The sequence below is a fragment of the Desulfothermus naphthae genome, from assembly GCF_054657475.1.
On the sequence record NZ_BAAHYQ010000001.1, the window covers coordinates 958,744 to 971,665 of the forward strand.

Consider the following 12,922-nt stretch of genomic DNA (forward strand, 5'->3'; position numbering starts at 1 on the left):
TCACAAAAAAGTAAGCATATGGATATGACAAACCACAACCCCATCCTAAATGTTTACCTTTACCGTCAAAAAGACTTTGATGCCATTCCCGGAAGCCCGTGGGTTTACTGGATTACACCTGGAATTAAGCGGGTGTTTGAGGAGCTGCCAAAGCTGGAAGAGGTGGCAAAGCCTGTTGTTGGTCTTCAAACCGGGGACAATTTTCGTTTCCTACGGTTCTGGTGGGAGGTGGGTATTGAACATATTGCTTTCGGTTGCAAAAGTCGAAAAGAAGCCATTGCCACCGGGAAAAAGTGGTTTCCCTATATGAAGGGCGGGGAATTTAAACGCTGGTGGGGTAATCAGGAATATGTGGTGAATTGGTGGAAGGATGGGGCGGAATTGCTGGCGTTTAGGCCAAGAGCTGTTATTCGTAATCCAGCCTTTTACTTCCGCCAAGGGGTGACGTGGACAGATCTTACAAGTGGGCGCTTTAGTGCCCGGCTTTCTCCTGGTGGGTTTATTTTTGATGTTTCCGGCTCTTGTTGTTTCCCTGAGGATGTAGAGTTTGTACTTGGTTTAATGAATTCTACTTTTGCTCAATATGTACTGAAACTTATAAATTCTACAGTTCATGTTCAAGTCGGCGATCTTGCCCGCCTGCCCATTCCCCGCAAATCAAGTCCCCGCCTGCGCGAGTTAGTGGAAAAGGCCATTAAGCTGGCAAAAAAAGATGCAGAAGAAGACGAAACCACCTGGGATTTTATAGCTCCGCCGGATTGGGCAGGAGGTAAGGATGAAGGCAGAAGGAGGAAAGCGGAAGGCGGAAGGATGAAGGCGGAAGGATGAAGATGGGAAAGAAAGGGGAAGATTTAAAGGAAAGGACGAAAAGGTTTGCCCTTCGCGTTATTAGATTATATGCGGCTTTACCAAAAGATAAAATTACTCAAGTAATAGGAACTCAACTCTTACGCTCTGGAACGTCAATAGGTGCTCACTATAGAGAGGGATTGAGAGCTAGATCGGATGCTGAATTTACTAGCAAAATAGAAGTGGCTTTGCAGGAACTAGAGGAAAGTATTTATTCCTTCCTGGAAGGCAGAACCCAAGAAATGTTGGGATGCCTTAGAGCGAGGTGACTACGATTTGTCCCACATGGCATTGGATTACTGGCCTGAGCGGGTAAAAGAGAAATGCAAGACGAACAAATCCTACGCCATTGCACATGGGCTGGTTGACGAGAAAGAGCTTTTGAAAGAGAATAGTTTGCGGAAAGGAAAAAAGAGGAAAAAAACTTTAGAAGGATATTTGATTAAAGATGAGTGAAGAAGCTGAAACTGAAAGGAGGCAAATTGTGCCGTGTGATAATTATAATGGCTCATAATCTTGCGCGAGGCAAATAATATAAAAATGTGATGGGAATTCAATTGTTATATTTGCATCTAAAAAATTAGATGCTTGATGCATCTTGTCTATAAATATAAGGCTGTAGGAGTAAAAATGAAAATTACAATAAGAAATTTAGCTAGAATAACAGAGGCCAATGTTGAGCTGAAGCCTTTGACTGTTTTTATTGGCAAAAATAATACCAATAAAAGCTATGTAGCTCATGTATTTTATGCATTATTTGATATGGTAAAAAAAAATTTAGGAAGCCTTTTTAGCTTTTCAGAAAAAAAAGAAATTGTTGATAGATTTAATATCTTTTTTAAGAAAGAAAAAATTTCAGGACATTTCCTTTATAGCTTAAAAAAAGAAAAAAAGGTTTTACAAAAGCTTTTAAGTTTATTTAATACCATATGGCAGCGTACTTTCCCAGATTATATAAAAAATCCTCACCTAAATACAACTATTGAAATTGATGAAAGTGAATTACTTAATCATATCTTTGAAGAGATGGATTGCCGACTTATTTTATATGATGAAAAAGATACGGCTGAGGTATTTGTATCTACATCATCTTTTCGTAAAAGAAATGTTTATTTAGGTTTATCTAGACTAAAAGAAAATGAGAAAGGAATCTTAGCAGATTTTTTGGTGAATATTGTTCAGGGATTAATAGGTTCTTATTTTAAGGTTTCATACCCTTTTTTTTATTTTCCTGCAGCTAGGACAGGGTTTTCTTTAGCGCTGGATGATATTCGGAGCGGAGCATTTGAAAAATATAGTGGCATGCCAATCACCAGATTAAGTAAGCCCACCATAGATTTTATTAAACAGTATGATGATATTAAACATGAGAGACTATTGTTTAATCCAGGAGGACAATCTAAAGAGGTAAAAGAAATTTTATTGTTTTTTGAAAAACAATTATTAGATGGTAAAATTTTATTAGAAACAACCTCAATAGAAAATTATATTTTGAGGAAATTTGTTTACCGTCCACGTGGATTTAAAGATACACCTTTAGAATTTCATTGTGTTTCATCAATGGTAACAGAATTAGCTCCTATTTATTCTGTTTTAAAAGTTTTAGGTGATATAAAAGATACTTTTTTAATTATTGAAGAACCAGAAGCTCATTTACATCCTTATGCACAACTTGAAATAGTAAAGTTGTTAGGAATGTTAGTAAGAAAGGGTGCAAGAGTTTTAATCACTACACACAGTGATTACGTTCTAAATTTTATTAATATTTTAATAAGAAGTTCTCAATTATCTGATGAAGAAAGAAAAAAATTAAACTTTAGAAGAAAAAAACAGGATTTAAGTCAATGTTTCTTAAAACCTGAAGAAGTTAGATGTTATTTCTTTAAAGAAAAGAAAAAAGAAGTTGAATTAAAGAATATTGAAATTACAGAACATGGAATAGATACTGAAACTTTTGAAGAAGTTTTAGATGAAATAGTGGGCATTTCAGAAAAAATTGATAATATTTTGTTTCAGAGGATAAAATCTAATGTGTCAAAATAAATTGCAACAACTATTAATTCAAAAAGAACACTGTAAAGAAGATAAATGTCGAATAGAGATAGACTTAAAAGATGTGGAAATTTTTGATACAGAAAATGAAAAAGGGAGGAAATTACTAAAAAAATATGGATATATAAAATATTGTGACTGTATTATTTTTATAAAAAATGAAGTATTACTGGTTGTTGAAATTCTATGTGGATCTCTGAATGAAAAGGAATTAACAGATAAAGAAAAACAAGTTAGCACATGGAAGATGATTTTACAAAAAGAGAAAATAAAATTTAATATTTTTTGTTTTATTGTCTATTTAAAACGTTCTATGAAAAAAATTTTTTTTGAAAAAAAAAAATTGAGCTTACGCAATAAAGGAATTTTACTGGAACAATTTAAACGAACCAAAAATCCTTCTATTAAACTCAGTGAACTTTTGCAGTAAGTTTTTGCATCTAAATTCAGGGAGCATTAAAAAAAATATGAGCAAAGTTACAGATGAACTTTTAAATCTTCTTAAAAAACAGATTCAGGACTACGGAATAGTTGTCTGGTATGACCCGGAGGGACATTATACAAATTTGATAGGAAACCTTAAGCTCCCAGACACAAAAATAATAAAATACCAGGGCAGTTTTTTTAAGCTGCGCTATGATATAGAACTCTATCTTGAATTTGTGGATGAAAATGGAAATATCTGTGCAAATCCAGAAGTTCCGCCAAAAATTCTTGTCTATGTTCCTTTAAGTCGTCGGGACACAGACTATGCTTTAATTGAGGTTGAGTCTTATGGCACAGTAATGGAGCCAGGAGCCTCGCATTGGCAGCGTAATACAAGGCTTAAGGTCATTGCTGAAAGGGTGTTTAAAAAAATAAGACCAGATCAAGTCTCTGATATATCAAAAAAAGTAGAAAAAAACATTTATACTCTTGAAGACCTTGATAGACTTTCAGAGCAAGATGGAGACCTGGGAAATTTAAAACTTATTTTTCAAACTTCTGTTCCAGAAGAGATATTGCTAAAATTTTTATGTTTAAAAAAATTTGATAGGAAAATTACAGACAAACATGCCTTACCAGAGCTTGGTAATTTAATTGAAACAGTAACAGGTTTTCATTTTGATTCTAATCAATCTTTATTGAAGTTTAAAGAAGAACTGGCTCGATATTTATTACTTACAGAGTTTGTTCTGAAAATAAAGGATTTGCAATCCGTTCCTGAAACACTTGATTTTATACCTATTCCTGAATCTTCTGCACAACAAAAGTTTATCTTTTGAGGGCGGGAAGACCCCGTTCGTAAGGGAGGGGATGAAAGCCCAGAGGTGCATTAGCCCAAGTTTGTCACTTTTTTTTGTAAGATATTGTAATTATTGAATTCAATCATCTTTTTCTTCACTACAAATTTATCAATTAATTTTTAAAATGCTAGATAAAGGCTTTAAAGGAAGTTCCAGGGCATTATATATCTCCAGTTGAAAAGATTCTAATTCTGTTATTTGTCTCAGATGGATTGTTTTACCTTCCTGGGTTATCATAGTGGTGGTTACTCTAATTATGGTACTTAACTCTCTTCTTATTGTTTCCCATAATTTTGAAATCCCTCTTTGTCTCAATCTCCTTTGAATAACACAAAGCAGATGATAAGCTAATATGGTTAAAAAAATATGACCTGTTATTCGTTTATCTATTCTATGATAGATTGGTCTTAATTTTAGTTCACTCTTTAAGCTCCTGAATGATGCTTCTACATTTGAAAGAAGATTGTAAATCTCCCATAATTCCTTATTACTTAGCTCTGTCCTGGAAGTTCTAAGTTTGTACGCTCCTGAAAATCTTACATGAAGTTTGTCTTTATCTCTTACTCTCCAGCAAATATCCACTGCTTTGCCATTCTCTTCCTTTACTTTAATCTCATAAAATTGCGACACACTGCTGTATTTCTCTTTTATTCTTCCTATCCTCTCCAGTACCTTCGGATAACTTTTGATTCCTACTTTTCTTGTAAGAGATTGCTTGAGCCTTTGTAAATCTTTTTCCAGGCGCAGTTGAATACGATTTTTTATTGCCTCTTCCTTTTTGGCCCTACCGCTACTTTTACAATATAAAAATACCTCTTCAGGCTCTTCTACTCGTATCGCATATACTTTGCCACTATTACTCTCATGAACTATACTTTCTTCACCTGAGGGAAGTTCTTTTACTCGTCGTCTGTCTACACATATATAATCAAGTCCTTTGGCTCTGATTAGTTTTAAATTCTCTTCTGTGGCTATACCTGCATCTATAACTACTGTAAGCTTGCCTGTAAGCGATCTTGGAGAATTTATAAAAAAATCATCTAAAATCTTCTCCAGTGTTGAGGCTTCCGACACATTACCAGGAAAAATCCTGCTGGCCTTGGGAAAACCATCTTCATCAAGTATTATACCTACTGTCACTAATGGCCTATCATTTCGTTTCTCCTTAGATAGACCTCTCTTTGACAATTCTGAGCTTGTAACCTTCCCCTCAAAATATGTATTAGTCAGATCATATAAAATAAGCTGTTCTCCAAGACCAAAAAGTTCTCTTTCTCTTTTTACCACCTTCTCTTCTATAGCTTCTTTATTGGCTATCAGCTTGTCCAGAGTCCTATATAAACTGGATAGCGATACCACTTTTGCATCAATATTCATTACCTCATCAAGCCCACTTAACCGGTGAAACCATTTATGAATTTCCCTCTCACTCCCACAATTTATCAGACTCCCAACTATAAGAACTTTTGCTCTATCTATATCCTTTCTATTAAAACCTATTTCCTTTAAAATTTTTGTAATCATAAGTTTATCATATGCCCAGGCCCCTACAACTTCTGCTCCAACACATCTGACATCTTCGTTTTTTACTGAAGCAACATCAACCATCTTCCAATGAGCCTCATGTTTTGTTTTCTCCTCACTCTTTTGAAGAGCTTTTTTTCTTATTAAACCTGCAAAACGTCTTGCAGGTTTTTCAATTTTTTCAGGGACTTTTAATAACGACAATTGTCCTTTTAATAATTCCTCAATTCTATTAGCAAGAAATTTTAACTCCTCCCTGGACAGATCCAGTTTTCCAAGGTTTAAAATAGTTCTCTGCCTGGGACCATCAGGGGTTCTGTAAGATTCTACTAATTGATGGTAGAAATAAGTTTTTCCAGATTTGGGATCGGTTTTTCTAACTTTGCGGATAAACATAGGTAAGGATTATATCAAATCGGTTTTTCTTTGTCAAGATGCGAAATATTTTTTCTACCACTACATTCAGTTTTTAAAAAATTTAATTCAATAATTCCAACAGATTATAGCATTTTGCATCACAAAATCAACCAAATTTTTTATAAAAATCTTATTATTTTGACAAACTTGGGTTAGGACCTTGAAACTAAACAACTGTGAATGTAAATTACAACCGCAGAGATGAAAACAAAAAGAGCAATAGTCTTTGAATTAAACAACTTGACAGGAGAAGAACAGATAATACATGGTATAGGGTGGATCAATTAAAACGTCCAGAGCTTACACATCTCCGAAAAGGCATAGGAGAAGATGGTGTAAAGAAAATATTTGAAATATCTGCTCAATTACATAAAGACAAAATTCAGGAAAAAGAGATAGTTGTAGATACTACAGTTCAAGAAAAAAATATTACATTTCCAACAGATACAAAATTAATGTGTAAAATTATTTCCAAATGTAGAAAAATAGCTAAAGAAGAAGGAATAGTTTTACGTAGAAGTTTTCAGGTCAAAAGATAAGAAAAAAGTCAAAAAAGCGAGAAAAAGGATTAAGATTATAGTAGGGATATTGATTAGAGAAATAAAACGTAAATTGCCAGAAGATGTTTATCCCAAGTATGTAAAACAAATAGAACTTTTTGAAAAAGTGCATTCTTAAACCAGGAGTTTATTTACATAAAGGAGTTTTAAGTTCTATTTAAAGTAAGTTTGGAAAAATTTTTAAAATAAAATTCTATAAAAAGCTTTTTTAAGCATTGACTAATATAATTGATTTTTTAACCCAAGTTTGTCAAAATAATAAGATTTTTATAAAAAATTTGGTTGATTTTGTGATGCAAAATGCTATAATCTGTTGGAATTATTGAATTAAATTTTTTAAAAACTGAATGTAGTGGTAGAAAAAATATTTCGCATCTTGACAAAGAAAAACCGATTTGATATAATCCTTACCTATGTTTATCCGCAAAGTTAGAAAAACCGATCCCAAATCTGGAAAAACTTATTTCTACCATCAATTAGTAGAATCTTACAGAACCCCTGATGGTCCCAGGCAGAGAACTATTTTAAACCTTGGAAAACTGGATCTGTCCAGGGAGGAGTTAAAATTTCTTGCTAATAGAATTGAGGAATTATTAAAAGGACAATTGTCGTTATTAAAAGTCCCTGAAAAAATTGAAAAACCTGCAAGACGTTTTGCAGGTTTAATAAGAAAAAAAGCTCTTCAAAAGAGTGAGGAGAAAACAAAACATGAGGCTCATTGGAAGATGGTTGATGTTGCTTCAGTAAAAAACGAAGATGTCAGATGTGTTGGAGCAGAAGTTGTAGGGGCCTGGGCATATGATAAACTTATGATTACAAAAATTTTAAAGGAAATAGGTTTTAATAGAAAGGATATAGATAGAGCAAAAGTTCTTATAGTTGGGAGTCTGATAAATTGTGGGAGTGAGAGGGAAATTCATAAATGGTTTCACCGGTTAAGTGGGCTTGATGAGGTAATGAATATTGATGCAAAAGTGGTATCGCTATCCAGTTTATATAGGACTCTGGACAAGCTGATAGCCAATAAAGAAGCTATAGAAGAGAAGGTGGTAAAAAGAGAAAGAGAACTTTTTGGTCTTGGAGAACAGCTTATTTTATATGATCTGACTAATACATATTTTGAGGGGAAGGTTACAAGCTCAGAATTGTCAAAGAGAGGTCTATCTAAGGAGAAACGAAATGATAGGCCATTAGTGACAGTAGGTATAATACTTGATGAAGATGGTTTTCCCAAGGCCAGCAGGATTTTTCCTGGTAATGTGTCGGAAGCCTCAACACTGGAGAAGATTTTAGATGATTTTTTTATAAATTCTCCAAGATCGCTTACAGGCAAGCTTACAGTAGTTATAGATGCAGGTATAGCCACAGAAGAGAATTTAAAACTAATCAGAGCCAAAGGACTTGATTATATATGTGTAGACAGACGACGAGTAAAAGAACTTCCCTCAGGTGAAGAAAGTATAGTTCATGAGAGTAATAGTGGCAAAGTATATGCGATACGAGTAGAAGAGCCTGAAGAGGTATTTTTATATTGTAAAAGTAGCGGTAGGGCCAAAAAGGAAGAGGCAATAAAAAATCGTATTCAACTGCGCCTGGAAAAAGATTTACAAAGGCTCAAGCAATCTCTTACAAGAAAAGTAGGAATCAAAAGTTATCCGAAGGTACTGGAGAGGATAGGAAGAATAAAAGAGAAATACAGCAGTGTGTCGCAATTTTATGAGATTAAAGTAAAGGAAGAGAATGGCAAAGCAGTGGATATTTGCTGGAGAGTAAGAGATAAAGACAAACTTCATGTAAGATTTTCAGGAGCGTACAAACTTAGAACTTCCAGGACAGAGCTAAGTAATAAGGAATTATGGGAGATTTACAATCTTCTTTCAAATGTAGAAGCATCATTCAGGAGCTTAAAGAGTGAACTAAAATTAAGACCAATCTATCATAGAATAGATAAACGAATAACAGGTCATATTTTTTTAACCATATTAGCTTATCATCTGCTTTGTGTTATTCAAAGGAGATTGAGACAAAGAGGGATTTCAAAATTATGGGAAACAATAAGAAGAGAGTTAAGTACCATAATTAGAGTAACCACCACTATGATAACCCAGGAAGGTAAAACAATCCATCTGAGACAAATAACAGAATTAGAATCTTTTCAACTGGAGATATATAATGCCCTGGAACTTCCTTTAAAGCCTTTATCTAGCATTTTAAAAATTAATTGATAAATTTGTAGTGAAGAAAAAGATGATTGAATTCAATAATTACAATATCTTACAAAAAAAAGTGACAAACTTGGGTTAACTTTATCCCGACTTTGACAGTTAGAGTAGGAAATTAGTGGAATTTGGGGGTATTTTTTTATAAAAGTTTAATCAGATCAGTTACATATATTTTTTATCAAAAAATTTTGTAGTCCTAACTTTACAATATTAATACTTTTTTATTGACTAAAAATAAAGAATTTATTAACATATCTATGCAGTCTAACTAAAGGGGGGAGTATGTTCCTTAAAGTTTCTAAGGTCAAAGGCTATGAATATGTTCGCATTGTTTATTCTTATAGAACTGAAGATAATAAAGTTAGACATAAAACCGTGGCTAATCTCGGTAGGGCCGACAAGCTCCATCTTATGTTTCCTGCTTTTGAAAAATTGTTCGAACTCTATGCCCAAAATGTTTTTACTTCTATTGATAAAATTAACACTCAAGAGGCTTGTATTAAAAATTATTCTTATATTATTATTAAAGAAATCTGGAATAAATATAAATTGGGTAATTTTTTTTCGAGTCTATTAAAAAAAAGAAGAGTTGCTTTTGATTTTGTAAAAACGGTTTTTACTTTGGTGATAAACAGATTGTTAGTAAGCGAGTTATCTAAGTTAGGGTATTTTAATAATAAAGATATGTTTTTATATCTTAATGAAGAATTATCTCTTCAGGATTTATACAAAACTTTAGATATGTTAGAAGAATGCAAAGAGGAATTAGAAGAATATTTATTTCACAGGAGTTTAAAATTAATAGATAGGGAATTAAAAGTATGTTTTTTTGATGTAACTACATTATATTTTGAGAGTAAAAAAGAAGATGAATTAAGGAAATATGGTTTAAGTAAAGATCATAAAAATAATGAAGTTCAGATAGTTCTCTCATTATTGATAGATTCTGATGGATTTCCTATAAGTTTTGATATATATGAAGGAAATAAAGCAGAAAGTAAGACGTTGTTGGACAGTCTTGATAGGCTAAAAAAGAAGTATAAATTAGAAAAAATAATCGTAGTTGCCGATAGGGGTATAAGTAATTCTTTGAATTTAAAGGAGATTAAAAAAAGGGGATATGAATATATAGTAGGATATAAGTTCAAAAATACTAAAATCCAAGATAAAATATTAGATAAAGAAGGATATGAAGTTATAACATATAATGAGAAAGAAGGAGTCTATGCATATAAGGAATTTGAGGTCCTAGAAAAAAGAAAGGTAAAGACTTCAAAAAGTTATCAAGAGATTGAATTAAATCATAAAATAGTAGCTACATATTCAGATAAAAGGACATTAAAAGACAAAAAAGAAAGAGATAAATTAATTAATAAAGTTATAAAAAAGCTTCAAAAAAATAAAATAAAAGGTAAAGAAAAATATATAGAAAAATATTGTGATGGTGGCAAAGTTAGATATAGATTAAATTTAAAGAAAATAGAAGAAGATAAAAAATATGACGGATATTATACTTTGGCGTGTTCAGATGTTAATATGCCAGCACTAAAAGTGATAAAAATCCATAAGCAAATATATAACGTTGAAAGTGCTTTTAGAGAATTAAAGACTGATTTGAATATAAGGCCTATTTATCATTACACTCCTAAAAGGATAAAAGGTCATATTATAGTCTCGTTTTTAGCCTATTTTTTATTAAAACATATAGAACATAGATTAAAATACAATAAAAAAACTCAGGACATGGTAATTACTTCAGCTGGTATAATAAATGCTTTAAAAGAGATAAATGCAATAGAAACAGACATAAATGGTAAGAAATATTATCTCAAAACCAAACATAATAAATTGGCAAGTAAGATGTTTGAAATTTTTAAAATAAAAAATATGAAACACATAATGTCTGAAGAGGAAATGAAAAAATATCTCTTTCCATCACTCTAAAGGTTTGTAGGTAAAATTCCCTCATTTTTAAAATTATAACATGCTAATATAATTGATTTTTAAACTTTTTAACTATCAAAGTCGGGTGACAAACTTGGGTTAACTTTATTAATGTCAAAGTTAGGAGGGGATAAGGTATATGGATTACGAGAAAGAAAAAGCTCAGTTGCCAAAATATACTTGCAAAGATTACAGAGAAGAGATGACTTTAATAGGGCTTAGAAAAATACTTGAAAAGCAAGATTTGGAACCAGATAAAAGAAAAGAGCTAGAGAGAGAAATTGAGCAACTCGAGAAAAAAATGGGGCTTTTATAACGAATAGGAAAATATATTTTTCCACATCCAATAGCCAAGGGCATTTAGCCCATTGGCTATTTATCTTAGTAAGAGAACAGAAGATGGAGCATCACTTATTAGTGTAGTTATTTTTTCATCTGGAAAGAATTTTTTCAAAAAAGACTTTGGGCCAAGCCATATAGCTATCAAATTATCCTGAGACATCTGGTTTACAAAATTAGGGAAAACAGATGAGTTTATAACCTCCAGCCACAAAGGAATGTCCTGTTTTAGATAATACATAAAGAGATTTTTCATGGTATTTTCTACTTTCATTTTCAGGGATTCACCTTCAGCAACTCCCACGATTTTTAATTCAGCATTATAAAGTGTCACCATCTGGTTTATAAGTTCAAGAGAATTTTGGGTAATATATTCTTGATCAAGGCAACAAACAATTTGTTTTGGGGTCTTGTTTTCCTTTACAACTAATACAGAACACAGTGCCTGATTTGCTACCTTAGAAGGAACATCCATATCATCCCATTTGCACTTATTTGTCTTATTACATCCCAGCACTATAAGAGTAGATTCATCCTCATCAGCCTGATTTAAAATTTCCTGGACTGGATTTATGCCTTTTCTAATTACTATTTTTAGAGTCTTTAATCCACCTTTACCAGTTGCCACATAGACATCATCTTTAATTTGAGAAAAGGATTTAATTTCTTCCCTTGAATAGGGACATTCCCCTTTGGGATAATAGGAAGTTATTATTTCTCTAAAGTCCAAAAGAGATTTTGCCAGATCACTCTCTTCTACTTTGCCTGTTGATTTTTTAGGGTCTAATATTCCCAGCAAAGTAATATCTGACCAAGTATTTATTGCCATTTTACCTACTTCATTGACCACATAGGAACTATAAGGATTTGTATCTACAGCTACTAAAATTCTCATAAAAATCCTCCTAAAAAAAGATAAGGTTTAATCCCAGATTATTAAAACAGGAACTGGAGTAGAGGCAAGTACATCACTTGTTGGCCTCTTTCTTCCTTTTTTATTAAGCATGGATACAACCATTCCACTACTTTTAAGTCTGTCCCCAACTACCTCAGGACTTCCCTCAATTTCCAATATCTCAGAAGGAGATATACCCCTGTCCATTAATAATTCTTTGGCTAACTGGATTTTTTTGTTTTCTGAACCATCATTAATAGCAATTTCTTTATTTTCTGAAAATTTGTAATATACTAGAGAGACATTTACCTGGGCATTTTCGTACAATTTAAGGTAAAAGTGGATTAACTTTTCTATATCCATATATTCATCCAGAAGAATATGAACTTTTTCAAATGGAGTAAGGTTTTTAACAAGTAACACAGGGGTGCTTAATTTTTTCAAAAACGAACCCTTAATGAGCTCATAGAACATGCTAGAATCAAATGAAGACAAATGACCCATTACAAAAAGGTCGTAAAAACCGCCTTCCATCTCTTTTTGCAATTCTTTTTCCTTGTCTCCTACTAATATCTTGACCTTGGTTAGGCCTCTGCAGTTACCTGCTTCTGCCTTTAGGAATGTTTCTATTTCATCCTTGGTGGTATCAACAAGGGTCCTCTCCCAGGTCTTCCTCACCCATCCGGCTCCAAATTGGAAGTGTCCTTGAGTAGGTTCTTCCACATGGATGGGTTGAATAAACATTGAAACCTTTTGAGATTGTTTGCATATATATCTTAAACTTATACTAGATGCCAGGTTGTTTTCGATAAAAATTAAGACATTCATATCCAC

At 32.7% G+C, this 12,922-nt stretch carries 12 protein-coding genes; 9 read left to right on the forward strand and 3 right to left on the reverse strand.

What is annotated here, in order from left to right:
• Positions 1 to 18: 18 nt before the first annotated feature.
• The 5 genes from ACYQ1E_RS04625 to ACYQ1E_RS04645 all read left to right on the forward strand — a co-directional run bounded on the left by ACYQ1E_RS04625 (position 19) and on the right by ACYQ1E_RS04645 (position 4,166).
• A complete protein-coding gene (locus tag ACYQ1E_RS04625) occupies positions 19 to 828 on the forward strand; it encodes a BREX-1 system adenine-specific DNA-methyltransferase PglX (RefSeq protein ID WP_459875840.1) in 810 nt (269 codons plus the stop codon).
• 2 nt (positions 829 to 830) lie between these two features.
• Positions 831 to 1,118, forward strand: coding sequence for a four helix bundle protein (locus ACYQ1E_RS04630; RefSeq protein ID WP_459875843.1), 288 nt, complete (start codon positions 831 to 833; stop codon positions 1,116 to 1,118).
• 493 nt (positions 1,119 to 1,611) lie between these two features.
• Complete coding sequence (locus ACYQ1E_RS04635; RefSeq protein ID WP_488193113.1) at positions 1,612 to 2,892, forward strand: AAA family ATPase; 1,281 nt, start codon at positions 1,612 to 1,614, stop codon at positions 2,890 to 2,892.
• Complete coding sequence (locus tag ACYQ1E_RS04640; RefSeq protein ID WP_459875848.1) at positions 2,879 to 3,331, forward strand: hypothetical protein; 453 nt, start codon at positions 2,879 to 2,881, stop codon at positions 3,329 to 3,331. The genes ACYQ1E_RS04635 and ACYQ1E_RS04640 overlap by 14 nt, the downstream gene beginning before the upstream one ends.
• A gap of 37 nt (positions 3,332 to 3,368) precedes the next feature.
• Entirely contained in the window at positions 3,369 to 4,166 is a 798-nt protein-coding gene (locus ACYQ1E_RS04645) for a hypothetical protein (RefSeq protein ID WP_459875851.1), read from the forward strand.
• 129 nt (positions 4,167 to 4,295) lie between these two features.
• On the opposite strand, the gene ACYQ1E_RS04650 is transcribed toward ACYQ1E_RS04645, so the two are convergent.
• Positions 4,296 to 6,107: an IS1634 family transposase gene (locus ACYQ1E_RS04650; protein ID WP_459874731.1), complete on the reverse strand. Its 1,812-nt coding sequence runs from the start codon at positions 6,105 to 6,107 to the stop codon at positions 4,296 to 4,298.
• Positions 6,108 to 6,403: 296 nt separating this feature from the next.
• Between ACYQ1E_RS04650 and ACYQ1E_RS04655 the strand changes: the two genes are divergently transcribed.
• From ACYQ1E_RS04655 to ACYQ1E_RS04670, 4 genes are all read left to right on the forward strand, one after another.
• Positions 6,404 to 6,667 (forward strand): hypothetical protein, encoded by a 264-nt coding sequence (locus tag ACYQ1E_RS04655; protein ID WP_459875854.1) that lies wholly within the window; start codon positions 6,404 to 6,406, stop codon positions 6,665 to 6,667.
• Positions 6,668 to 7,101: 434 nt separating this feature from the next.
• Positions 7,102 to 8,913, forward strand: coding sequence for an IS1634 family transposase (locus ACYQ1E_RS04660; protein ID WP_459874731.1), 1,812 nt, complete (start codon positions 7,102 to 7,104; stop codon positions 8,911 to 8,913).
• Between the two features lie 279 nt (positions 8,914 to 9,192).
• Positions 9,193 to 10,854 (forward strand): IS1634 family transposase, encoded by a 1,662-nt coding sequence (locus ACYQ1E_RS04665; RefSeq protein ID WP_459874985.1) that lies wholly within the window; start codon positions 9,193 to 9,195, stop codon positions 10,852 to 10,854.
• Positions 10,855 to 10,993: 139 nt separating this feature from the next.
• Positions 10,994 to 11,170, forward strand: coding sequence for a hypothetical protein (locus ACYQ1E_RS04670; RefSeq protein ID WP_459875857.1), 177 nt, complete (start codon positions 10,994 to 10,996; stop codon positions 11,168 to 11,170).
• Positions 11,171 to 11,230: 60 nt separating this feature from the next.
• On the opposite strand, the gene ACYQ1E_RS04675 is transcribed toward ACYQ1E_RS04670, so the two are convergent.
• Together ACYQ1E_RS04675 and ACYQ1E_RS04680 are read right to left on the reverse strand one after the other, a co-directional pair.
• Entirely contained in the window at positions 11,231 to 12,088 is an 858-nt protein-coding gene (locus tag ACYQ1E_RS04675; RefSeq protein WP_459875860.1) for a universal stress protein, read from the reverse strand.
• A gap of 27 nt (positions 12,089 to 12,115) precedes the next feature.
• Entirely contained in the window at positions 12,116 to 12,916 is an 801-nt protein-coding gene (locus ACYQ1E_RS04680; RefSeq protein ID WP_459875863.1) for a hypothetical protein, read from the reverse strand.
• Positions 12,917 to 12,922 lie beyond the last annotated feature (6 nt).

What these genes read in the sequence shown, in the direction of transcription:
- ACYQ1E_RS04645 (WP_459875851.1), top strand. Translation starts at nt 3,369, where the DNA reads ATGAGCAAAGTTACAGATGAACTTTTAAATCTTCTTAAAAAACAGATT.
- ACYQ1E_RS04675 (WP_459875860.1), bottom strand. Translation starts at nt 12,088, where the DNA reads ATGAGAATTTTAGTAGCTGTAGATACAAATCCTTATAGTTCCTATGTG.
- ACYQ1E_RS04630 (WP_459875843.1), top strand. Translation starts at nt 831, where the DNA reads ATGGGAAAGAAAGGGGAAGATTTAAAGGAAAGGACGAAAAGGTTTGCC.
- ACYQ1E_RS04640 (WP_459875848.1), top strand. Translation starts at nt 2,879, where the DNA reads ATGTGTCAAAATAAATTGCAACAACTATTAATTCAAAAAGAACACTGT.
- ACYQ1E_RS04625 (WP_459875840.1), top strand. Translation starts at nt 19, where the DNA reads ATGGATATGACAAACCACAACCCCATCCTAAATGTTTACCTTTACCGT.
- ACYQ1E_RS04635 (WP_488193113.1), top strand. Translation starts at nt 1,612, where the DNA reads ATGGTAAAAAAAAATTTAGGAAGCCTTTTTAGCTTTTCAGAAAAAAAA.
- ACYQ1E_RS04670 (WP_459875857.1), top strand. Translation starts at nt 10,994, where the DNA reads ATGGATTACGAGAAAGAAAAAGCTCAGTTGCCAAAATATACTTGCAAA.
- ACYQ1E_RS04660 (WP_459874731.1), top strand. Translation starts at nt 7,102, where the DNA reads ATGTTTATCCGCAAAGTTAGAAAAACCGATCCCAAATCTGGAAAAACT.
- ACYQ1E_RS04665 (WP_459874985.1), top strand. Translation starts at nt 9,193, where the DNA reads ATGTTCCTTAAAGTTTCTAAGGTCAAAGGCTATGAATATGTTCGCATT.
- ACYQ1E_RS04680 (WP_459875863.1), bottom strand. Translation starts at nt 12,916, where the DNA reads ATGAATGTCTTAATTTTTATCGAAAACAACCTGGCATCTAGTATAAGT.
- ACYQ1E_RS04650 (WP_459874731.1), bottom strand. Translation starts at nt 6,107, where the DNA reads ATGTTTATCCGCAAAGTTAGAAAAACCGATCCCAAATCTGGAAAAACT.